20 protein-coding genes and 1 riboswitch are annotated in these 22347 nt (G+C 68.9%); of the genes, 9 read left to right on the top strand and 11 right to left on the bottom strand.

From position 1 onward, the window contains the following. Nucleotides 1-54: 54 nt before the first annotated feature. Entirely contained in the window at nucleotides 55-1419 is a 1365-nt protein-coding gene (locus ABZS37_RS09685) for an extracellular solute-binding protein (protein ID WP_355167301.1), read from the bottom strand. 409 nt (nucleotides 1420-1828) lie between these two features. Between ABZS37_RS09685 and ABZS37_RS09690 the strand changes: the two genes are divergently transcribed. The 3 genes from ABZS37_RS09690 (at nucleotide 1829) to ABZS37_RS09700 (ending at nucleotide 4071) form a co-directional block, all read left to right on the top strand. Further along, nucleotides 1829-2572: a GntR family transcriptional regulator gene (locus ABZS37_RS09690; protein WP_355167303.1), complete on the top strand. Its 744-nt coding sequence runs from the start codon at nucleotides 1829-1831 to the stop codon at nucleotides 2570-2572. Between the two features lie 88 nt (nucleotides 2573-2660). Further along, nucleotides 2661-3230: a DJ-1/PfpI family protein gene (locus ABZS37_RS09695; protein WP_355167305.1), complete on the top strand. Its 570-nt coding sequence runs from the start codon at nucleotides 2661-2663 to the stop codon at nucleotides 3228-3230. 97 nt (nucleotides 3231-3327) lie between these two features. Then, complete coding sequence (locus ABZS37_RS09700) at nucleotides 3328-4071, top strand: alpha/beta hydrolase (protein ID WP_355167462.1); 744 nt, start codon at nucleotides 3328-3330, stop codon at nucleotides 4069-4071. Nucleotides 4072-4258: 187 nt separating this feature from the next. On the opposite strand, the gene ABZS37_RS09705 is transcribed toward ABZS37_RS09700, so the two are convergent. Both ABZS37_RS09705 and ABZS37_RS09710 read right to left on the bottom strand, forming a co-directional pair. After that, entirely contained in the window at nucleotides 4259-4735 is a 477-nt protein-coding gene (locus tag ABZS37_RS09705) for a phosphatase PAP2 family protein (protein ID WP_355167464.1), read from the bottom strand. A gap of 112 nt (nucleotides 4736-4847) precedes the next feature. After that, nucleotides 4848-5603: an ABC transporter permease gene (locus ABZS37_RS09710; RefSeq protein ID WP_355167307.1), complete on the bottom strand. Its 756-nt coding sequence runs from the start codon at nucleotides 5601-5603 to the stop codon at nucleotides 4848-4850. Between the two features lie 84 nt (nucleotides 5604-5687). Between ABZS37_RS09710 and ABZS37_RS09715 the strand changes: the two genes are divergently transcribed. From ABZS37_RS09715 to ABZS37_RS09725, 3 genes are read left to right on the top strand one after another with little or no spacing between them, the layout of a single operon-like run. After that, the gene (locus tag ABZS37_RS09715; RefSeq protein WP_355167309.1) at nucleotides 5688-5879 is read left to right on the top strand and encodes a hypothetical protein; all 192 of its coding nucleotides are present in this window, start codon (nucleotides 5688-5690) and stop codon (nucleotides 5877-5879) included. Between the two features lie 2 nt (nucleotides 5880-5881). Next, nucleotides 5882-6256 (top strand): BlaI/MecI/CopY family transcriptional regulator, encoded by a 375-nt coding sequence (locus tag ABZS37_RS09720; protein WP_355167466.1) that lies wholly within the window; start codon nucleotides 5882-5884, stop codon nucleotides 6254-6256. Further along, nucleotides 6253-7143: a M56 family metallopeptidase gene (locus ABZS37_RS09725; protein WP_355167311.1), complete on the top strand. Its 891-nt coding sequence runs from the start codon at nucleotides 6253-6255 to the stop codon at nucleotides 7141-7143. The genes ABZS37_RS09720 and ABZS37_RS09725 overlap by 4 nt, the downstream gene beginning before the upstream one ends. A gap of 82 nt (nucleotides 7144-7225) precedes the next feature. On the opposite strand, the gene ABZS37_RS09730 is transcribed toward ABZS37_RS09725, so the two are convergent. From ABZS37_RS09730 to ABZS37_RS09760, 7 genes are all read right to left on the bottom strand, one after another. Next, nucleotides 7226-7885 carry a VTT domain-containing protein gene (locus tag ABZS37_RS09730; protein WP_355167313.1) on the bottom strand — a complete coding sequence of 220 codons (660 nt, stop codon included), beginning with the start codon at nucleotides 7883-7885 and terminating at the stop codon, nucleotides 7226-7228. Between the two features lie 113 nt (nucleotides 7886-7998). Further along, on the bottom strand, nucleotides 7999-8379 hold the full coding sequence (locus ABZS37_RS09735) for an ATP-binding protein (protein WP_355167315.1): 381 nt from the start codon (nucleotides 8377-8379) through the stop codon (nucleotides 7999-8001). Between the two features lie 98 nt (nucleotides 8380-8477). Next, nucleotides 8478-9161: a GNAT family N-acetyltransferase gene (locus ABZS37_RS09740; protein WP_355167317.1), complete on the bottom strand. Its 684-nt coding sequence runs from the start codon at nucleotides 9159-9161 to the stop codon at nucleotides 8478-8480. Nucleotides 9162-9313: 152 nt separating this feature from the next. Further along, nucleotides 9314-10324: a mechanosensitive ion channel domain-containing protein gene (locus ABZS37_RS09745; protein WP_355167319.1), complete on the bottom strand. Its 1011-nt coding sequence runs from the start codon at nucleotides 10322-10324 to the stop codon at nucleotides 9314-9316. A gap of 394 nt (nucleotides 10325-10718) precedes the next feature. Further along, nucleotides 10719-12059, bottom strand: coding sequence for a glycosyl hydrolase family 18 protein (locus ABZS37_RS09750; RefSeq protein WP_355167321.1), 1341 nt, complete (start codon nucleotides 12057-12059; stop codon nucleotides 10719-10721). Between the two features lie 182 nt (nucleotides 12060-12241). Further along, on the bottom strand, nucleotides 12242-12871 hold the full coding sequence (gene bluB, locus ABZS37_RS09755; protein WP_355167323.1) for a 5,6-dimethylbenzimidazole synthase: 630 nt from the start codon (nucleotides 12869-12871) through the stop codon (nucleotides 12242-12244). A gap of 29 nt (nucleotides 12872-12900) precedes the next feature. Further along, a riboswitch (cobalamin riboswitch) is annotated at nucleotides 12901-13101 on the bottom strand. Between the two features lie 41 nt (nucleotides 13102-13142). After that, nucleotides 13143-14408: a PHB depolymerase family esterase gene (locus ABZS37_RS09760; protein ID WP_355167325.1), complete on the bottom strand. Its 1266-nt coding sequence runs from the start codon at nucleotides 14406-14408 to the stop codon at nucleotides 13143-13145. A 517-nt stretch (nucleotides 14409-14925) separates the two neighbouring features. On the opposite strand from ABZS37_RS09760, the gene ABZS37_RS09765 reads away from it, so the two are divergent. The 3 genes from ABZS37_RS09765 (at nucleotide 14926) to ABZS37_RS09775 (ending at nucleotide 20033) form a co-directional block, all read left to right on the top strand. After that, on the top strand, nucleotides 14926-16191 hold the full coding sequence (locus ABZS37_RS09765) for a protein kinase (RefSeq protein WP_355167327.1): 1266 nt from the start codon (nucleotides 14926-14928) through the stop codon (nucleotides 16189-16191). 84 nt (nucleotides 16192-16275) lie between these two features. Next, nucleotides 16276-18066: an extracellular solute-binding protein gene (locus ABZS37_RS09770; protein WP_355167329.1), complete on the top strand. Its 1791-nt coding sequence runs from the start codon at nucleotides 16276-16278 to the stop codon at nucleotides 18064-18066. Nucleotides 18067-18485: 419 nt separating this feature from the next. Then, the gene (locus ABZS37_RS09775) at nucleotides 18486-20033 is read left to right on the top strand and encodes an RICIN domain-containing protein (RefSeq protein WP_355167331.1); all 1548 of its coding nucleotides are present in this window, start codon (nucleotides 18486-18488) and stop codon (nucleotides 20031-20033) included. A gap of 391 nt (nucleotides 20034-20424) precedes the next feature. On the opposite strand, the gene ABZS37_RS09780 is transcribed toward ABZS37_RS09775, so the two are convergent. Further along, entirely contained in the window at nucleotides 20425-22272 is a 1848-nt protein-coding gene (locus ABZS37_RS09780) for a glycoside hydrolase family 15 protein (RefSeq protein WP_355167333.1), read from the bottom strand. Nucleotides 22273-22347: the final 75 nt, after the last annotated feature.

Below are 22347 nucleotides of genomic sequence, written 5' to 3' on the forward strand. Positions count from 1 at the left end.
GCGTCGCAGACGCCACCTGCCCGGGGTGGTCGGTCGTCAGAGGGACGGCGTCACTCACAGTCCGCCGCCGCCCTTGCGGCTGCTCGAGTCGAGCACGCCCTGCTGCTCCTTGGCGATGTCGTCGAGCGCATCCTTCGGCTTCTTCGCGCCGTTGAGAGCCGCGTTCACGTTGGTGTTCTCAATGTCGACGAGGCGCGCGTACTCGGGCACGTTCCACATGTCCCGCATCCGCGGAACCGAGTCGGTGTACACCTGGTTGAACGGCCCGGCATTGAGGAACTCGGGCGACTCCAGGGCGTCCGTACGCGATGGCACGCCGCCGGCCGCGGCCCACTTCTTCTGGACATCAGCCTGCTCGAACCACTTCATGAAGTTCAGGGCCTCCGCCTGGTTTGCCTTGGAGGAGTAGGCCGACACGTGCATCCCCATACCGCCGAGAGGGACCAGGTTCGTCTTCTGGCTCGGCAGGGTGGCAAAACCCAGCTTGTCGAGAATCTGCTTCCGCGTGGTGCCGAGCGTCGACTGCTTCGGATCAAGCAGGCCGCCGCTCGCGGCGATCCAGTTGAACGCGATGCATGCCTTGCCCTGGGCGACCGCCGCGTTCACCTCGTCGATGAACCAGTTACCGGAGCCCTTGGCGGTCAGCGGCTTCATCTTGTTGACCAGGACGTCCATCGCCTCCTGGCCCGCAGCGTCGTTGAGGACGCCCTCGATCTTGCGCGCCTTGGGGTCCCAGAGGTTGCCGCCGTAGACGCCGTTGACCGTGTTGTAGGTTACGGCCGCGGCGTCGGAGCCGTTGGCCTGGTGGAAAGCCAGTCCGCTGACGCCGGGGTTGTCCGCCTGGCACTTCTCGGCGGCTGAGATCATCTGGTCCCAGGTCTGCGGTGGCTTGTCGCCGATCAGGTCCTTGCGGTAGATCATCGTCCAGGTGTCGCCGAGCAGCGGCAGTCCGTACAGGCTGGCGTTCTCGTCGCGCTTGCCGGTCTCCGCCTGGGGGAACTGGCCGTACGCCGCCAGGAGGTACGGGTTGTAGGCCTTGACGTCGATGTTCTCTTTGACGAAGTCGGTGAGGTCGAGGATGTTGCCGTTCGTCACGGCCTCGCCGATGTGTTGCGAGTCCAGGATCGCGATGTCGAAGTCGGTCTTGTGCGCGGCGAACTGGGTGAACATCGCGTCGTGCCAGTTCGCGTTCGGCACGGTGTTGACCTTGATGGTCGCGTTTGGTCGCTCTTTCTTGTACTCCGCGTTCGCGAAGGCTTCCAGTGCTTGGGCGGGGGGCCAGTCGAACCAGATGAAGCTGAGGGTCAGCGGGTCCTTGGTGAGCTCCGGGATGGTCGCCGGTGCCTTGGGGGCGCTCGCCTTCCCGCCGTCGTCCTTGCCATCGCCGCAAGCCGCCACCGTCGTGGCCACCAGCAGCATGGCCGCCGTCGCCAGCTGTACCTTCCGACCGGGAGCGGACACTCGTCCTGTTCGCTGTGGATGCCGCATCTTCTCGCCTGCTTTCTGGGTAGGGACTTCTAGTGCCTCGCTATGTGCTTCGCCGAGCAGTTGCTGGGTTGTTCAGGCGTGTTGCCGGGCTGTCGCGGGGGCCGACCCGCGGACCGGCGTCACGAGTACGCCGCGATGTACTGGGTCTTCAGGACGTCGAGCATGCCCATGGGAGCTCCAGATGATCGAAGTAGAGCGATGGCGGGCGGTTCCGCGGTGGTGCAGGATGGCGAGCATCCGCCACTTTTCCTATACGATCCGATGGGGGCGTCAGCATGCCGCAGCGTTGTGACTGATGTCAATAGGTTCGCAAAGACGCAAGAGAGGACCTCACGTCACGATGGACGACGAAGCGATGATCGCGCGGGGCCGTAGGGCCGTGACGGGCGGAACGCCGCCGGGAAGATCTGGCGGCCGGCTTGCCGACGAGGTGTACGACACGCTGCTCGGACAGCTGATGTCGCTACGGATCGAGCCTGGCTCCCGCGTCACGATCGACGTCCTGGCGCGAGAGCTGGGGGTCTCGCAGACGCCGATCCGAGACGCTCTGAACCGCATGGAGGCCGAGGGCCTGGTCGTGCGTGTGCCCCATGCTGGCTACCGCATTCCCCCCCAAATCACTCGGCACCGATTCGAGGACATGCTTGAGGTCCGTCTACTCCTCGAGCCGGCAGCGGCGCGCAGATCCGCCGAACGCGCATCCTCGGAGCAGGTGGCCGGCCTGCGACGAATGCTGGAGGAGATGGCGGAGTTGGAGGGGGGCAACGGGCCCATGGCCTATGGCGCCTTCGGGCTAAGCGACGCCGCTTTCCACGATCTCGTCGCCCTGAGCGCGGAGAACCACGTCATCCGTGAAGCGCTCGCTCGCCTGCACAGCCACGTGCACCTCTTCCGGCTTCACCACGACGCCCAGGTCACTCACTTGGCCATGGCCGAGCACGAGGAAATTGTGGTCGCGATCGCCGCGCGTGACCCCGACGCCGCCGCCTACGCGATGCGTCGGCACATCCTGCGTTCCGGCGAGCGTTTCCGACGATTGTTCGACGAGGCCAAGGACGCGGACGGAATGGCGGTAGAGGCTTGACGGGTGGGCTGGGCCGAGGAATGCTAAATCGATCGGATCAGATCGGATTGGATCCACCTCACCCGCCCCCAGATGCGAGGAGAAGCAGGTGCCCAGAGCCCTGCTCCTGACCGGCGACGCCGCCGAGGAGCTCGACACCATGTATCCCTACTATCGCGTGCAGGAGGGCGGCTGGGACGTCGACGTCTCGTCACGGACGATGCGTGACGTGCAACTGGTCATCCACGAGTTCGACCCCAACTCCGACGCCTACGTGGAGAAGAACGGCCGGAAGCTGCCGGTCGACGTGCCCTGGGCGGAGGTCGACGTCGAGCGCTACGACGCCCTCATCATCCCCGGGGGACGTGCCCCCGAGTGGATCCGGGTCGACGCCGACGTCAGGCGCATCACCGAGCACTTCTTCGCGCGCAACCTGCCCATCGCGCTGGTGTGCCACGGCGCGCAGGTACCAGCGGTGTACGGGCTGCTGAAGGGCCGGAAGACGGCGTGCTTTCCCCCCATCACCGGTGACATGGAGAATGCCGGCGCGACGGTCGTCGACGCTCCCGACGTCGTGGACGGCAATCTCGTCTCCTGCCGGGGGTGGCCCGACATGCCGCAATTCGGCCGGGCGATGATGGAGCTCTTTTCGAAGTCCGTCAACTCCGCTTCGGCATGAGCACACCCGGCCTGCCCCGGTGACGGCACTTCGGACCGTCACAGTCGACGGCTCCCCCGTCCACGTCCTGGAAAGCGGCACCGGGCCCGCGGTGCTGATGCTGCACGGCTCCGGACCCGGCACGACCGGGTCCGGAGCCTGGGCAACGACGGCGCAGGCGCTGGGCACGTCCTGGCATTTGGTGGCTCCTGACCAGGCGGGGTTCGGCCGTACACCTGTCCCGGCGGGCTCCAGGGGTGGGCTCCGGCTGTGGACGGAGCAGGCCGCGGGCCTGATGGATGCTCTCGGTATCGAGTACTACGCCGTGGTGGGTCACTCCATGGGCGGTGCCGTGGCGCTGGCGTTGGCGGCCGCGCGCCCCCGACAGGTCACCCGTGTCGTGGCGGTCTCGACGATGGGCGCCCCTGGGGCGCCGCTGTCCGCTGAGCTCGACGCGGTCTGGGCCGCCCCCGCCGGCCCGCTCGGGGCACGAGACATGCTGAGTCGCCTCGTCCTCGACCAAGCGCTCGTGACCGATTCGGCGGTCGATGCCCGTGCGGCTGCGATGCGAGTGGGGGCGGCGGCATTCGCGTCGTTGTTCCCTCCACCCAGGGCACGATGGGTCGACGAGCTCACACTCTCGGCGCAAACGCTGGCAGCGGTCCGCGCGCCCGTGCTGCTCGTTCACGGCGCCGAGGACCGAGTCACCCCGCTCGGGACGGCAGCCCAGCCCTTGCTCGAACACCTGGCCGATGTCCGTCTGCACGTGCTCGGCCGATGCGGGCACGTGCCGGCGATCGAGCACCCGCACGAGTTCAGGCAACTGCTGTCGTGCTTCCTCCGCCGGGACCGAGGTCACTGATTGCTGCGGCAGTGGACGTGGTGATCGTTGCTCAGACGGTGTTCGCGAGCGGCGAAGGGTTGAGCCTGGCGAAGCCTTCCTGCCGCTGGTAAGGAAAGTACGGGTAGGGCGCGGTGCGGTTGCTGGCATTGTCGGGACGGGCTGTCTGTTCGGGTGTGAGTGACCAGCCGACAGCGTCGATGTTGCGTCAGCGCGGCCGCGCCGAGCGGAGGCGGGTGAGGTTGCGTTGGTGGTGGAGCCCGACGCCGACTGCGACGACGGCGAGGCCGGCGATGGCTGCCGCGGCGAGGATGTCGCCGGGATAGTGCACGCCAACCCATACCCGTGCGATGCCGACGGCCGCCGCCGCGACTGCCAGGATGACGCCCCACCGCCGGTTCAGGAAAGCGTAGACGCCGAAGGCCAGGGTGAACGCCGCGGTGGCGTGGTCGCTGGGCAGTGATACCCCCGGATCATGGGGGATCAGTTGGTGGACGTGATGGCTCTGAAACGGGCGCAGCTGGCCGTTCAGGTGCGCCAGGACTGTAGCTGCGGTGAACGCGAGGATCAGGGCGACGCCGAGTTCGAGGACCGGACGTATCCGTCGGCGGTACAGCGCCATCGCAACCGGAACCACGGAGGCCGCGAAGATCAGGTACACCAGCCAGGTCGCGGCGAACTCCATCACGTCATCGACGCGGTCGATCCGCCCGGCCGGACCGTTGATTAGCTCGAACAATCGATAGTTCACGTGTTCATCCTGTCGGGCCGGTGATAAGAATTCGCTGAAAACGGGGTCATCCGTGCGGGGTCGGGCGGCGTAGCAGCCCGTTGGAGACCAGTTCGATGGTCACGGTGACGGCGATCGCCTCGACGGCCAGCAGCGCCACCAGGACCAGCAGTTGAGTGGCGCCGGCTTGAACGGGTGAGCCGCCGCCCAGCAGCACGCCGACGAAAGCGCCGGGAAGCGTGACCAGACCGACCGTGCGGGTCTGGTCCAGCGCGGGTACCAGCGCCTGCCCCGCGCGGGGCCGGCAGATCTCGAGAGCGGCGTTGCGAGGCGGGAGGCCCAAGGCCAGGGCCGCCTCGTACTCGCCGCGCCGGTCGCGTAATTCGTCCAGCGCGCGGCGGCCCGCCAGCGACGTGGCGGTCATCGCCCCGCCGATGAGGATCCTAGCGATCGGCACCACCGCGACCTCGGTCAGTGGAACCGTGCCCGCCGCCACGACGAGCAGGCAGACCGGGAGCGCCCCGACCGCGATGGGTGCGAGTACCGGCCAGCCCAGGCGGAGCGAGCTGACCCGGCGGGCGGAGGTGGCCGCCGCGACCAGCATCATCAGGGTAATGAACCCGGCGCTCGCCCACCAGGAACGCAGGACGGCGGCGATCACCAACGCGACGACGCCCAGCTGCAGCACGGCGCGGGCCGACGCGGTCGCGACGCTGCGACCGTTGCCCAGCCGGCCGATCAGTGCCGTTACCACCGCGACGAGTACGAGAGCGGCCAGCACGACCGCGAATACCGGACTGACCGAGACCGCACCGTGATCCATCCCCGCATTCAAGCAGGCCGACTGGACAACTCCCACATCCTGTAGGAGGTTGGCGGATATGGGTAGGGCTTACCAATCTGAGGAATGCATGACCCCGCCGGTCTGTACCTGGGCTACCAGCGGTTGACCCCGGCGCAGGTGCGGGAGCTCTCCGATGCAATCAACGGCCTGGCCGAGCCGGTCAGTCGGCTTGCCGCCGTGGTCAGCCAGCGGTTCGTGCTGGCGGTCGCCGGGAAGGTGCCGGGCTATCCTGGCGGCGGAGGTCGTGGACTGTGACGATGAAGGGCGGGCGGCGGCCGCCGGGCACCCTCGAAGCCGAGGTGATGGGGGTGTTGTGGGCGCACGCCGAGCCGATGACGGCGACCGAGGTGCAGGCCGCGATCGGTGGTGATCTCGCGTACAACACCGTTCAGACGATCATGATCCGGCTGCACGACAAGGGCCTGGTCGCGCGACGCCGAGCGGGCCGCGGGCACCTGTACTGGCCGGTCGAGGACGCCGCCACGGCAGCCGCCTCGCAGATGCGCGCGGCGCTGGCCGGCCGCCCCGACCGTCAGGCCGTGCTCCAGCAGTTCGCGGCCTCGCTGGAGGATGCCGACGCCCTGGCCCTGCGAGATCTTCTGGACGCGGCCCGGCGCAGGCGACGCTCATGACGGTCACGGTCTACCTGCCCCTCCTGCTGGCTCTGGTGCTCGCCTGGTGGGCTCCCCGGATCGCCGAACGCGGTGGGCCAGGTCCCGCCGCTCGCGGGCTGACTGTGATCGCGGTCGCCGCAGCCGCCTCGTCCACCTGGTCGCTGACGATGCTGGCGCTGACCATGTTGGATGACCTGCCGCCGTTGGCCACCCTGGACGAGCACCCGACCCTGGAGCTGCCCGAGCCCGTGCCGGGGCCGGTCGCGCTCGTCGCAGGACTCGCGCTGCTCCTCGGCGGCGTACGGCTGCTGATCGATCTGCGCCGTCGGCTGTCTACTCACCGGCGGTTGCGGGCGGCCGGCACGGCGGAGTACGGCTTGGTCGTCGCCGACTGGTCTGCGCCGCTGGCCGTCGCCGTGCCTGGCCGTCGCGGACGCGACGGTCACCTGCTGGTCACCGCCGGCATGTTGCGGCTGCTCGACGCCGACGAGCGCCGGGTGGTTTTCGCCCACGAGCAGGCCCACCTGGTGCACCGTCACCATCGCCTCGTGGCCGCCGCAGCGGCCGCGGCCGCATTGAATCCGCTGCTCGTGCCGGTTCGTGACACCGTCGCGTATCTGGTCGAGCGGTGGGCCGACGAGGACGCTGCCGTCGCCGTCGACGACCGCGACCTGACCGCCCAAGCCGTAGCCCGGGCCGCTCTCGCCACCGTCGGGTCCGGGCCGGCCTCCGTACTCGGAATTAACGGCGGCGCCGCGCTGCAACGGGTGCGCGCACTCACCGAGCCCGTTCCCGCGCCGCGACGACGGCGACTGATCGGCCCGGCCCTGCTCGGCGCTGGCTTCCTGACCGCCGTCACCGCGGCGACTGTCGAGTTCGTGGCCCTGGCCCGCGTCTGGCTCTGACCTGAGTGGGTCGGGCACCGCGGTCAGGTGGGGATCCAGGGACATCTCAGTCTCGTGCCGAACGGCTCGCGCCCATCGCGCGTCAGCGCGACCCCGCCTGGGAGCGACGACCACGGCGGCGTGCGCGCAGCAGCTCGACGCCGATCGGGACCACCGAGACGACCACGATGCCGACCAGGATGAACTCGATGTTGTTCTTGACGAACGCCACCTGACCCAGAAAGTAGCCGAGGATGGTGACCCCGCATCCCCACAGGGTGCCGCCGAGGACGTTGTAGACCAGGAACGTGCGGTAGTGCATGTGGCTCGCTCCGGCCACGATCGGGGTGAACGTCCGCACGATCGGCACGAACCGGGCCAGCACGATCGAGCGGGCGCCGTACGTGCGGAAGAAGTCCTGGGCCCTGGTCAAGTTTTCCTGCTTGAACAGGCGGGAGTCGGGTCGCCGGAACAGCGCCGGGCCGAGGCGTCGGCCGAAGAGGTAGCCGAACTGGTCACCCGAGACCGCCGCGATCGACACCAGCAGGCACATCAGCCACAGCGGCTGGTGCAGGTAGGTGCCATCGGCCACGAGCAGGCCGGCGGTGAACAGCAACGAGTCGCCGGGCAGGAAGAAGCCGATCAGGAGGCCGGACTCGGCGAAGACGATGGCCAGGATGCCGATCAGGCCGAAGGTGGAGATGAGCCACTGCGGGTCCAGGAACGACGGGCCAAGGGCAAGGGTGTTCGGTGCGGCCAGCATCTGCGCGACTTTCTCCTCGACGGCGTGCTGTTAAACCTACACGCCGTAGGTTCAAGGGTTGAGGATCGGCAGCCGGACCTGTAGCGCGGCGCCGTCGGTCAGCGCGTCCACGGTCACGGTCCCGCCGTGCGCGACGACGATGTCGCGGGCGATCGGCAGCCCAGCCCAGCACCGCCACCCTGACGGGACCGGCTGTCGTCGAGGCGCACGAACCGGTCGAAGACACGTTCTCGGTCGGCGGCGGCGATAGCGGGCCCGTCGTTGCCGATGACCACCTCGGCGTCGATGTCGCTGGCGGCGAGGCTGACGACGACGGCGTCAAATGAGTGGCTACACCACCAGCGGCATCGCGGACGACTCTGCCGACGACGCGGTGGGGTTGCTCCTAGGCCTCGTCGCCGCCGAGACGTGCGACGACGATTGCGGCGCACGGGGTTGCGCGCACCTGGCCTTCCGGGCCGCCGAGCTGGCACCCAAGCTGGCGATGTCCGCACGTGCCGAGATCAGTGCGCTGCTTGTCGTCGGATGGTGGCGTTCGTACTCGCCGGGCAACGACGAGGAGCGTGGGTCGGCCCTGGTCGTAACTGCCGGTTCAGGACGGGTACGCGTTGCCGGGCGTCGTTGCGATCAGTACCTGGGCGACCGGCTGCCAGCCGAGCGTCGTGTACAGACGTTGACCGTCCTCGCTGGCGATGAGAATGCCGTGCTCGGCGCCTTCTTCGATTGCGGAACGGGCTAGTGCACCCATGATCGCGCTGGCCAGGCCCTTGCGACGATGAGCGGGCATGGTCTCGATCCGGTCTACGATGGCATCCGTACCAGTCAATCCCATCATCCCGCGTGCACCGACCTCTCCCGACTCGTGCCGTACCGTGGCCGTGACCACGGGGTCGCCCTGATGCGAGTCGAACTGAGTCAAGAGCCGGTACGGTGCAGCGGGCATGTTCTGCTTATGGCCGCGAAGATCGGCCGTCATCAGCAGTTCCGAGCGCTTGAGCAGGATCAGGCCGGCGGCCTCCAGAGCCGAGACCGCCTCCGTCGGGTCGGTGGTGGGCACGGTCAGCCATGTGGCGGTCTCCTCGCCCGCGACCAGCTCGGCCAGCCTGGTGAGCGACGCCAGGTCCGCGCCTGCATCGAGCGCGACATACTCGACATCGCGACTGGGCTGCATGCACCGCACCCGCAACCCGCCGCCGACGTCTTCGGCGGCGGGCAGCGCGCGGGCCACGCCCCAGCCGCGCTGCCAGCGGATGATGAGATTTCTCAGGTCGCTCACCCGTCCAGTAGATCAGTCGTGTCCGACCGGCCCGCGTCCTGCTGGCGAGCTGGCCCGGATGCCGTCCTACCTGCCGCAGCGATCTCTCCAGGCCACAGCGATACACGAGTGCCCGCCAACCCAACGGCACACCTCTGGACGCGACCCGCCGGTCAGGGCTGGTACTGGCTGCGGGTGCGGGGCAGCCACTGGGGGTGCTGGTCGCGCAGGTAGCGGATCAGTCCCTCGCGTAGGTCGCAGCGCAGGTCCCAGCCGCTGGCGCCGTCAGCAGCCGAGGCCTGCACCTGGATGACCACGGTCTGCGGGGTGACGTCGACCATCTGGAGCACCCACTGGTCTCGATCCCACAGCGGTGAGGACTCGACCAGTCGGCGTGCCTCCCGGCGCAGGTCGTCCAGGTCGGCGGTGTGGTCGACATGTAGCTGGATCTTGCCGATCACCCGCGACTCGTTCCGGGTCCAGTTCTGGAACGGCCGCTCCGTGAAGTACGTGGTCGGCAGGATGAGCATCCGTTCGTCCCAGAGCCGGATCACCACGTTGGTCAGCTTCACCTCCTCGACCCGGCCCCATTCGCCGTCCACCACCAGCACGTCGCCGACGTGCAGCCCGTCGGCGAAGGCGACCTGGATGCCGGAGAACGCGTTGGCGAGCGCGGTTCGGGCGGAAAGGCCGATCACCGCGCCGACCACCCCGGCCGAGGTCAGAATGGAGACGCCGAAGAGGCGTACCGGCCGGAAGGTGATCAGGATCAGACCGACCGCGACGATCGTGACCACGGCGACGGTGAGCCGCCGCACCGGGCGGATCTGGGTCCGGGCCCGCCGGACCCGCCGGCTCGTGACCGGATCGCTCGGCAGCCGGCTGAACACGACCGCTTCGGCAACGTTCAATGCCTTGATCACCAGCCACGCACCGACGGCGACCAGGACCAGCAGGATGGCGTGCCGCAGATAACGCTGCCACCCGGCCGGTCCGGGCGGCAGCGCGTAGAACAGCCCCCCGACCAGCAGGACCGCGGCCGCCGGGCGGCGGCAGGTGCGCCGCAGCGGCTCCAGCAGCCACTTGTAGCGGCCATGGGCAACCCGGTTCACCAGCACGCCGGAGACCAGGTCCACGACCACGGCCGCCGCCAGCGCGGCCAACACGATCAACGCGGTACGCATCAGAAGCTGTTCACCGTGATCCCGATGCCGCCCCTCCCGGGCTCGCGACCGCACTCCCCGCGTTCAGGGTGTCATCCGATCCGGTGGCAGGCGGCGGATATCGGGAATGCCAGACGGCCGTGACCGACGTCCGGCGGCTGCCGAACGAGACGGTAGGCCTGCCCGCAGGCTTTCTGCGAGCCGGCGCAGGATGCGTGATCGGCTGCCTATGGCCGAGCACCAAGTTGTTTGGGTCGCGCTGCTCGCAGCATGGCTGGTGATTTCAGGGTCAGGGGTTGCCGGTCATCACCGTGACAAGGTCCGCCTGGCATCGATGCCGGTTGGTAGTCCGCGCCGCGCCGGGGCCGCGCCCGCCGGGAGGCCGGCTGACGGTACGCCCCGGCGCCATTGCCTGTCAGCGGCCCTGGAGGCGCTTCACGTTGTCGCCGAAGGTCCACCCCTTCGACCCGTCCCAGTTCGCCGACCAGGTCATCAGGCCCTTGATACCGGGCACGGAGTTCCACGCCTGCGTGACCAACGACGTCGACATGTAGCCACCGCCCGCCCCGTTCTGCGCGGGCAGGCCCGGGACCTGCTTGTCGTACGGCACGCGGATGGTGGTGCCCTGGATGGTGAGGCCGTTGTTCAGGCACTGCGTCTGCACCGTGAAGCCCTGCACGGTGCCCGCCGGGTACGAGTCGCCGGCGCAGCCGTACATGCTGCCGTTGTAGTACTGCATGTTCAGCCACCAGAGCCGGCCGTTGTCCACGTACTTCTTGATGATCGGCAGGTACGAACCCCAGATCGAGCCGTAGACCACACTGCCGCCGGTGACGTAGGCCGTCTCCGGTGCCATGGTCAAGCCGAAGTTCGACGGCATCCGGGCCAGCACTCCGTCGATGATCCGGATCAGGTTTGCCTGCGACGTCGACAGGGTGTTGATGTTGCCGCTGCCGGTCAGGCCAGTCTCGATGTCGATGTCGATGCCGTCGAAGTGGTAGGCCGTCAGGATCGGCACGATCGTCGCGATGAACCGGTCGGCGACCGCGCTGGAGCTCAGGTCGATGCCCGCTGCGGCCCCACCGATCGACATCAGGATGGTGGCGCCGGCCGCTTTGGCCTGGCACATCTCGGCCGGGGTGGCCACCTTGACGCCAGCGTCCATGCCGTTCTCCCAGAGGACCGTGCCGTCCGAGCGGATCACCGGGAACGCTGCGTTGATCACGTTGTAGCCGTGCTGGTTGAGCCGGCTGTCGGTGATCGGGATCCAGCCGAGGCCGGGGTGTACGCCGTTGGAGGCGCCGTCCCAGTTCTCCCAGTAGCCCTGCAACACCTTGCCGGCGGGCCGCGACTTCACCGCGCAGGTCCCACCGGTTGGCGGCGGCGTGGTGGGGGGAGGTGTGGTCGGTGGTGGCGTGGTGGGCGGCGGGGTCGTCGGTGGTGGCGTGGTGGGCGGCGGAGTGCTTCCCGAGCATGCGCCCAGGTCGCGCCACAGCGACGGGGTCGCGGCGGGGTTCCAGCCGGCGCCGGGGTGCGCGGTGTGGGTGACGAGAGCCTGGTAGAGCCGGCCGCCGTAGGTGACCTGGGCGCCCGCCTGGTAGGTGGGGCCCTCGGCCCAGGCCGGGGCGGTGCAGGCGACCATCGGGATGGCGTTGGCCGAGGACACGGCCGCCATGCTGCTGGGGACGAAGGCGACGGCGGCCGTGACGGTCATCGCCGCCCCGGCCAGCACTGCGAAAAATCGACGGCTTCTCATGGCTCACTCCCCAGGCTTCGGCGACCCGCGACCTCCACACATATTGACGTCCGTGAAGTTTAATATCAAGGGTTGTTTACAGATCCCGGGAAGTTGGGGGAGTGCGGAGGTCGGTAGCCGTAGACGTCCGATAGTCCGGGCACGCGTGCTCGCGACGATGCCGTTTGGCGCCTTCGCGCCGGTCACCCGGTCGTCCAACGATCGTGGTGGATCACCGACGACACCGGGCGTCGCTGGCGCCAGCCGTGCCGCTCCAGGTCCGGCGTCTGCTCCAGTTGGGTGACCGGGCCGAGGCAGAGCCACGCCACTGGGCGAACGGTGGCCGGAATGCCGAGCAGGTCGCGCAGGAACGGCTCCCGGTAGAACGAGACCCAACCGACTCCGAGCTGCTCGGCGGTCGCGGCCAGCCACAGGTTCTGGATCGCCAGACAGACCGAGTAGAGGCCGGCGTCGGCGATCGCGTGACGACCGAGCACGGCCGGTCCACCCCGCTCCGGGTCGTACGTAACCACGACCGACAACGTCGACTCGCGTACGCCATCGATTTTGATCCGGGCGAAGCGTTCCGCCGCCGCGCAGTCAAGTGTGGCCGCGAAGGTGTCCCGTTCCCGCTCCACGTGCCGGTGGAATTCCTGCCGCAGCTCAGGATCGCGGACCAGGATGAAGTCCCAGGGTTGGGAGAGACCGACGCTCGGCGCGGCGTGCGCCGCCGTGAGGATCCGGTGCAACGTGTCGTCGGGGATCGGCGCCCCGGTGAACTGGGCACGTACGTCCCGGCGGCGGTGGATGGTCTCGTAGAGTCCGGTGTTCAAGGCAGGCTCCCGCTGCGCTCGTGCCCCTGGCGGGGCCGATGACGCGAGGCCGGTCTTCGGACTCCCGGATCTACGCTGGTCACCCGCCTTCCCAGCCCCTCAGGGCCAGTGGCTGCGTCTGGTACGCGTAGGTGGCAACTCCCCGGTCACCGCGGCGGGCCCGTGCCGGACTCACACCGGCTTCCCGATTCTCCCCACTCGCGCGGGGCACCTCGCAACGTTTGTGCCACCGAGCACCATAGTGGCCCGGACGATGACCCTGAGCGGCGGATCACCGACGACGGCGGGCCATCCACTGCCAGATGTGGGTGCCGTTGCGGCTCGGGTCGTTGCGGGCCACGTAGATCCAGGACCAGTGACCGGGGAACTGGTAGCCGTTCCAGACAACGTGGTCGTACAGGGTGATCAGTGATCCCGGGATGAGGTCATGGGCGTGGATCGTGTTGGTCTCGGGTGGCACGGTGTCGTCGTCGCGCGAGGTGACCAGCCAGGTCGGGGTGTGGATCCTCGCCAGCTCCGCGTCGGTGATCAGCGGCGGGCCCTCCCCGTCGAGCGGCTCGACGACGCCGCAGATCGGCACCGACGCGGCGAACAGGTCGGGATAGGCGACGGTCATCTCCAGGGACATGTAGCCGCCGTTGCTGCAACCGGCCACGTAGATCCGGTCGGGGTCGACACGCTTGCGGCGCACGAGGTCCTCGACGATCTCGCGGATCAGCGGGGCGAACCGGGGGCCGTCCTCCATCCAGTAGGAGGTGCTCTGCGGAGCGACGACGTACGCGCCGGAGAAGATCCGTTGAGCCTCCGGGGTGGCGAAGCCCAACGCGCCGCGGTTGGCGCGCAGCGTGGTCTCGTTGTCGTAGTAGTCGTCGGGCAGTGCGGCACCCTCGCCGCCGCCGTGCAGCCAGAGGATCAGCGGCAGCCGACCGAGGCGGGGCGAACGCTCCGGGGAGTACAACCGGTACTTCAGGCCCGAGCCCGAGACGTGGTGGCTGAAGGCGTCCACCTCGGGGTTCGACAGCCGCCCCTGCACGAAGCGAGTGATGGTGACCGGCGGGCCGTGGCGCCGGACGAGCGGGGTGTTCTGCCTGATGGTGTAGACGAGGTCCAGCCGGACGTTGCGGCCCCTGCTCACGATGTAGCCGAGGGTGCCACCGCCGAGTTGGCCTTCGGCGTAGCTCAGCTCCAGCACGATGTTTCCGTGGCGGTCGAGCCGGGCCGCGGTCACCGTGCGGTCCAGGTCGTACTCGCTGAAGATCAGATCGCCGGGAGCGATCGGGATCGGGCTGGTGGCCTTGGCATGCACGGTGAACGTGCCGGGGGTGAGCCCGGCGGTGTCGATCGGCCCGAGCCGGCCGGTGTCGAGAGTGACCGAGGTGACCTGCTCACCGCCGTCGAGCGTTCTCGCGTCGAGGGTGAAGCTCACGCTGGTGGGGTGGTGGCCACCGGCGTGGGCGGCGGGGCCGGGCATCGCCAGGCCGATGGCGGCACCGGCGCCACCGGCCAGGACGGTGCGGCGAGTGACAGACGTGGACATGCGGGCCCCCGGTACCTTGCGAGGTAGACGTTGATCGATGAAATTTCAACCTAGCGCCGCAGAGATCCGCTGGCAACCGGTGCCGCCACGGGTGATCAGGGCGCCGGAGGCCGTTGGAGCCACCGCGAGGACTCCCTGCCTGATCGCAGTCGCCGCGCTCATTCCGTTCTACTGGCTACCGATCAACGGCGAGGTCGCCAGATCAGGCGTACCCGCGCTGACCTCCGACGACGGTCCTCCACAAACCTGGCCCTGTCGTAGTGCCAGGGTTGGCGGTTGTCTGTACGGCCAGGACGGCCCGCAGTGACCACTCACCGCCCGATCAAGCCGGCCTGGACGTGCGGCGGCTGTGCGGGGGAGTGGCCATGCCAGACCCGGCGCCGAGTCACGTCCCCTGGGAATGTGTGTTCTTCGACCTCGACCCATGGTCGAACGCCCTCGGTCACCGGCGGCGGACATGGCACGATGGCCGTGTCCTGCGCCGCCGGTGGCCGGGCACGACACTGATGGAGTCGGGATGTCAGAACTGGCCGGCACGCCGGTGCCAGGGTTGGCGAAACTGTGGACGCACGATCCGGTCACCGCCGGCCCGTATCGGCTGGTCGGCCGGCTGGGCGCGGGTGGGCAGGGGGTCGTCTATCTCGGTGAGGACGACGTCGGTGACCGGGTCGCGGTCAAGATGGTCAACGTCGATCTGAGTGATCCACGGGCGCGGTCGCAGTTCGTGAAGGAGATCGCCGCCGCACGCCGGGTCGCTCCGTTCTGCACCGCGCAGGTGCTCTTCGCCGAGGTGGGCGGCGAGCGGCCCTACGTGGTCAGTGAGTTCATCGAGGGCCTGACCCTGCACCGGCACGTCCGCGAGCGTGGCCCGGTGACCGGTAACGCCCTGCACCGGCTCGCGGTCGGCACCGTCACCGCGCTCGCCGCGATCCACAGTGCCGGGGTGGTGCACTGCGATCTGAAGCCGGACAACGTGGTGCTGGGCGAGGACGGTCCTCGGGTGATCGACTTTGGCATCGCCCGCGCGTTGGGCGTCACCGAGACGGCGTCCAGCCGGGTCATGGGGACCACCGCGTACATGGCGCCCGAGCGGTTCCGCAACGACGCGGTCGGTCCGCCCTGCGACGTCTTCGCCTGGGCGGCCACGATCGCCTTCGCCGCCGGTGGTCGGCCGCCTTTCGGCAATGACTCGCTCTTCGCTGTGATGCACCGGGTGCTGCACGATCCGCCTGAGCTGCCTGCGTTGCCTCCCGTTCTGGACGAGCTGATCCGGGAGTGCCTGGCCAAGGATCCGGCGGACCGGCCTGATGCCGAGCGCGTGCTGGTGCGGCTGCTCCGGCAGGACGGCAGGGTCGCCGATCCGCTACGTCGGGAGAACCTGCTCCAGGCCGGCAACGAGACCGCGGGCGCGCCGACGCCGAACCACCCGCTGCCCCAGGTCACGCCGACGGCACCGCAACCGCACCCGACGCAGCCGCAGATACCGACCCGGCCGACGGTGCCGACCCAGGCCCGGCCGACCCAGCCGGCGCACCTCCCGGTGACGGCGCCCGGCGTCGGTGCTGGAGGTGACGGCGCGTTGCGGCGGCTGCGTGGTGAGGCCCTTGACGCCTGGGGCGTCTCGACCGCGCTCTTCCTCGGTTCGGCTGGCGCCGCAGCCGGCTACGTCGCGTCCAGCGCGGTCGGCCCGGCCGCCGCGGCCGGGGCGGTCGCCTTCGTCGTGGTCTACCTGGTTCGGCTGCTGGTCGCGACGGCGGTCGGGGGACGGTCCGACCGCGGGTGATCGGTGCGGTGGGGTCGGGGTCGCCGGCTGGCGCCGGATCGATAGGTTGACTGCCACCAGCCGCCCGCCGAGGAGGACGTCCCGATGGCCCCATCCGCTACGCGTACGCGGCAGTGGTTGCCGTACACCGCCGCCGTCACCGCCGGGCTGGTGGTCATCGCCGGGGCGTTCGTGTTCGTCCGGCAGCGCGAAGCGGGCAACGATGATGCCCGCACCGACTGCGCCACCACCCTCCAGGTCAACTCCTCTACGGAGAAGGCGGCTCTGCTGGTCGACCTGGCCGAGCGCTACAACCGCAGCGACCGGTCGATCGATGGCGGTGGCTGCGCCCAGGTGCACGTCAGCGTGTTGAACTCGGGCGAGGCCGCCGAGGCGCTGGCCACTGGCTGGACCCACACCGGCCTGCCGCAGCCACAGGTCTGGCTGCCGACGTCGAGCCTGTGGACTGGCCAGCTCCGGCTGCTCGACCAGGCCGCCGGGCGGGCGCCGCAGACGCCGGACCGCTACCCGTCGATCGCCAACAGCCCGCTGGTGATCGCGATGCCGCAGCCCAAGGCCGAGCTGGTACGTCAGCGCGGGTCGCTGGGCTGGGGGGAGATCCTGGGCCTCTCCGGGCGGGACGGGTGGGAGGGCCTCGGCAAGCCGGAGTGGGGCCGCTTTACCTTCGGCAAGGACAACCCGAACCTGTCCACCTCCGGGCTGGCGGCGACCATCGCCACCTATTACGCGGCGGTGCAACGGGCCAGCGACCTGACCCGGTCCGACCTGGCCGACCCTGCGGTCACCCAGTTCGTCCGCCGGATCGAGGCCAACGTGTCGCACTACAGCGACGACTCGGTGGAACTGCTGCGCAGCCTCGCCGAGGCGGACCTGGCCGGCGGGGCGGGTAGTACGGACGACATGAGTGCCATCGTCCTGCAGGAGGAGCTGGTGGACCTCTACAACACGGGTGCACTGAGCCCTCGGCAGGAGGGGCAGGAGCGGGGCCGCCGACCGAACGTTCCGCTGGTCGCCGTCCACCCCAAGGAGGGCACGTTCAATTTGGACCACCCGTTCGTGGTGTTGCCCTCCGCCGATGAGCGGCAGCGCGCGGCAGCGGCCGACCTCCAGGCGTTCCTGACCGAGGACGCCCAGCAGGAGAGCTTCGCCCGCCTCGGCTTCCGGGACCACAAGCGCCGAGCCTCGGCGGAGCTGCTCGCCAGTGTCGGCGCCGAGCCCACCGGCGGGCTGACCTACTTCGAGCCCCCGGACCCGGAGGTGGTCGGCGCGATGCTGGACGGCTGGCGCACGCTCCGCAAGAAGGCCAACATCCTGATCGCCATGGACACCTCGGGGTCGATGCAGGCGAAGGTCGGCACCCGTACCCGTTTCGAGGTCGCCTCGGCGGCGGCGGGCAAGGGCCTCGCGCTGCTCAACACCGAAGACCGGGTGGGGCTCTGGTCGTTCTCCTCGGAGACCCCGAAGCTGCCGAAGGGCCCGTACCGGGAGGAGGTCCCTCTCGGCGAGTTCGACCAGAAGCGGATCAACAGCAAGATCGCCGGCCTGCATGTCGAGGGCGGCACCGCGCTCTACGCGACGGTCCGGGCCGCACACCGAAAGCTGCTCGACCGGTACGACCCGCAGCGGATCAACGCGCTCGTCGTGCTGACCGACGGCAAGAACGAGTACAGCCGGGACAACGACCTGGCCCGGTTGCTCGCCGAGGTCGCCCTGGACCCGCAGCGTCCGGTGAAGGTGTTCTGCATCGCCTTCGACCGGGAGTCGGACTTCGCCACCCTGGACCTGATCGCCAAGGCATCGTCGGGCAAGGCCTTTGACGCCACCGATCCCGCGAAGATCGACGAGGCGTTCGTGAAGCTGGTCAGCAGCTTCTGACGCTATCCCTGGCCCGCACTGGGCCGGAGAGGCTGCGGCGCCCGGACCGGTACGACTCGGATGACATTCCCCTACGTTGGCCGCATCCGGAGGCAGCCGCTCCGGCTGACACGATTTCCCGTACGACCGTCTCCGACACGGATGTCAGCAGCAGACCTCGCGCCGCCTTCGATACTGCGGCAAGCGGCCTGCCGCAGGTGTCCACACCGCCGGTCCGCAGACCACCGATCAGGCCTCCAGCGTCTTCGAGGTGGAGGTCTACGGCACCCGAACCCTGCCGAAGCCATCAGAGATTGACAGACATTTATGCCGAGGGCAGACTCTTCGGGTGAGAGAGCGCTCTCCGAACCCGTCACGGTACCTCCTCCGCCACCGCCGGTCCGCGGTCGACGTGCGGCCGGGAGCTGGAAGGAATCCCAATGAACAGTTCAAAAAGGATGCTCGGCATCGCCGCCGTGGTGCTCGCCACGCTTGGCCTCCCGCCGACCGTCGGCTTTGCCGGCCCGGGTCCGGCTAAGGCCGCGCCGACCGCTTCGCCCAACCAGGACATGGACCCCGCGATGGTCGCCGCCATGCGGCGGGATCTGCACCTCACCGACGCCCAGATCGTCAAGCGGGTGCGGGTCGAGGCCGTTGCGCCCGCCGTCGAGCGGCGGCTGCGCGAGCGGCTCGGCCCGTCGTTCGCCGGCGCTTGGATCCCGGAGGGCGGCGACCGCCTGACCGTCGCGGTCACCGACACCTCCGCCATCACCGTGGTACGCGCGCAGGGCGCGGACGCCACGGTGGTCTCCCGCAGCGAAAAGCAGCTCAACGCCACGCTGGCGGCGCTCGATCGGCACAGCGCCAAGGCCGGCAGGAGCGTCCACGGCTGGTACGTCGACGTCCTGACCAACCGCGTCGTCGTGCGGGCGCAGCCCGGCGGCGAGTCGGCCGCCAGGTCGTTCGCCCGGGAGAGCGGCGTCGCCGTCGACGCCATCGCCGTCGTCGAGACCCCTGAAGCACCCCGGCCCCTGTACGACATCCGCGGTGGCGACCAGTACGTGATCAACGGCAACACACTCTGCTCGGTCGGCTTCGCGGTCGTCGGCGGCTTCGTCAGCGCCGGACACTGTGGCGGCGTCGGCAGCCCCACCCTCGGCTACAACAACGTCGCACAGGGCAGCTTTGCCGGCTCGTCATTCCCCGGCAACGACTACTCGTGGATTCGTACCAACAGTTCCTGGACACCCCAGCCGTGGGTCAACAACTACTCCGGTGGCAACGTGGCAGTGGCGGGTTCGCAGGACGCCGCGATCGGCAGCTCGGTGTGCCGGTCAGGCCGTACGACCGGCTGGCGTTGCGGCACGATTCTGGGCCGCAACGAGACGATCAATTACGCCCAGGGTGCCGTCTCCGGCCTGAGCCGCAGCAATGCCTGCGCCGAGCCCGGGGACTCCGGTGGCTCGTGGATCTCGGGGAACCAGGCGCAGGGTGTGACCTCGGGCGGGTCCGGCAACTGCAGTTCCGGCGGAACGATGTGGTTCCAGCCGGTCAACGAGATCCTCAGCACCTACGGACTCAGTCTGATCACCACCGGTGGCGGCGGGAGCACCCGCTTGATCAGTAACTGGAACAACAAGTGCATCGACGTACCGTCGGCCAACTTCTCCGACGGTGTACCGCTGCAGACCTGGGGATGCAATGGCACCGCCGCCCAGGCGTGGACGTTCAGTGGCGGAGCGCTGCGGTCCCAGAACAACAAGTGCATGGACGTCGCCGGCGGGTCCACCGCCAACGGGACGGTCGTTCAGCTCTGGTCCTGCAACGGCACGGGCGCTCAGCAGTTCGTCCTGTCGGCGGCCGGCGACCTGGTGAACCCGCAGGCCAACAAGTGCGTCGACATCGACGGCTGGAACGGCAACGACGGTGCACGGCTGATCATCTGGGACTGCGCCGGCACCGCCAACCAGAAGTGGCGCCAAGGCTGACCCCGCACTGCTCGCACGCGGGGCCCACCGTCAGACGGTTGGCCCCCCCGTCCGAACGCGCGTACCCGGACGTCGTCGTGGACGTATTGCCAGTGAGCCCAGGCCGTATTCGCGATCGGTGGACAGGTCCACGTCCCGAGGTCCCAGCTTCGTGGCACGACGGGCGTGCGGGGCGAGTTGCCGAGGTGCATCGCCGAGGCGGCGGCTGGCGACGAATCCGTCCCGCCGCCAGAGTCTCTGGTGCCCGAGTCGATCTGCGATAACCCTCGCGCTGTGGGTCAACCTGATCGGTGACGAACCGGAGTGCCCGCGCCAGCACCGTCGATCTAGGGCATATCGTCGTGATTCGAGATCCACTAGCAGCGATATGCCCTAGATCGACGAGGTGGAGCTAGCGGCGGCGCCGCGCGTCGGCCTCGGCGTCGAGCAGATCGTTGAGCGCCAGCGCTGAGTTGATCAGCGAGAGGTGGCTGAACGCCTGGGGGTAGTTGCCGATCTGCTCCCCGGTCGCGGCGATCTCCTCGGCATAGAGGCCGAGGTGGTTGCTGAAGGTGAACATCTTCTCGAACGTGAGCCGGGCGTCGTCGAGGCGGCCGGACCGTGCCAGAGCCTCGACGTACCAGAAGGTGCACATGTTGAACGTGCCCTCATGACCGGGGAGACCGTCGGGGGAGTGGACCGGGTCGTACCGGTGGACGAGGCTGTCGGAGACCAGTTCACGCTCGATCGCGTGCAGGGTGGACTGCCACAGTGGGTCGCTCGGCGTGACGAAACCGACTGACGGCATGGAGAGCAACGCTGCGTCCAGCACGCTCTCGTCGTACGCCTGCACGAAGGTGCCGCGACCCCGGTCATATCCACGGGCCATGACCTGGTTGTAGATGAGGTTGCGTTGCTCGGTCCAGCGGGGGATGTCCCCGGGCCGGCCGGTCCGAAGAGCGAGACGGACGGCCCGATCCAGCGCGACCCAGGACATCACCCGGCCGAAGGTGTAGTTACGGGGGTGGTGGCGGCTCTCCCAGATGCCGGCGTCGGCCTGGTCCCAGTGGCCGCAGAGCCAGTCGACAAGCCGGACGGTGCTCTTCCACACCTGGTGCGAGACGCGGATGCCCTGCTCGTCAGCGAGATGCATGGCGTAGAGCGCCTCGCCGTGGATGTCGAGCTGGACCTGGTCGGCGGCGCCGTTGCCGATCCGCACCGGCCGCGAGCCGCGGTAGCCCTCCAGGTGGTCGAGAATCTCTTCGTGCAGGTCGGAGGAGCCGTCCACCCGGTACATGATCTTCAGCGGATCCTGGAGGTCGCCGGCCTCGCGGATCCGCTCGTCCAGCCAGTTCATGTACCGGCTGACCTCCTCGGTGAAGCCGAGGCCGAGCAGCGCGTGCACCGAGAACGACGTGTCCCGTACCCAGGTGTAGCGGTAATCCCAGTTGCGGGTGCCGCCGACCAGCTCGGGGAGCGCGGCAGTGGGCGCGGCGATCATCGCACCGGTCGGCGCGTACGTCATGAGTTTCAGCGTGATGGCGGAGCGCTCGACCATCTCCCGCCAGCGGCCCGTGTAGCGGGAGCGTTCAAGCCAGCGCCGCCAGTAGTCCCGGGTCCACTCGAACATTCCCTGGACCTCTTCCTGCGAGATGATCCGTGGCTCCGTGCCGGCCGTCTCCAGGATCACCCCGCCGATGTCGCCCTCGTTGAAGGTGCCGTACGCGACCAGGTCGCCGTCCTCAAGCCGGACGTCGCCGCGCTCGGAGATCAACTGCCGCATCGGGTCGACCGGGTTGAACGTCATCGTCGCCGACCGGCTGCGGAAGATGTAGCCGTTGCGGTGGCGCTCCAGCTGATGCTCTTCGCGGGCGTAGTCGAACCGGGGCCGGCACTCCACTTTGAAGCGCATGCTGCCCCGGACCATGGTGACGAGGCGGACCAGGCGGTGCGCGTCGGTGACCCGCTCGCCGGTGACCGGCATGAAGTCCATCACCTCGGCCACGCCGTCCGCGCTGATGAACCGGGTGATCAGGATGGGTGTGCCGGGGAGGTAGAGCTGTTTGGTGACGTACCGCACGTCGTGCGGCGCGATACGGAAATAGCCACCCTTCTCCTTGTCGAGCAGCGCGGCGAAGATGCTCGGCGAGTCGAAGCGGGGCGCACAGAACCAGTCGACCGTCCCGTCGCACGTCACCAGCGCGGCAGTCTGCAGGTCGCCGATGAGTCCGTGATCCTCGATCGGCGGATAGCTGTCCACGTCTCTCCCCGGTTTCGGCTGCCTCCTGCGCATCGAACCTAGGGGAAGAATTGTCGAGTTAGGTGGGATTCACGC

It is taken from the genome of Micromonospora sp. NPDC005413 (genome assembly GCF_040606435.1).
GTDB lineage: Bacteria > Actinomycetota > Actinomycetes > Mycobacteriales > Micromonosporaceae > Micromonospora.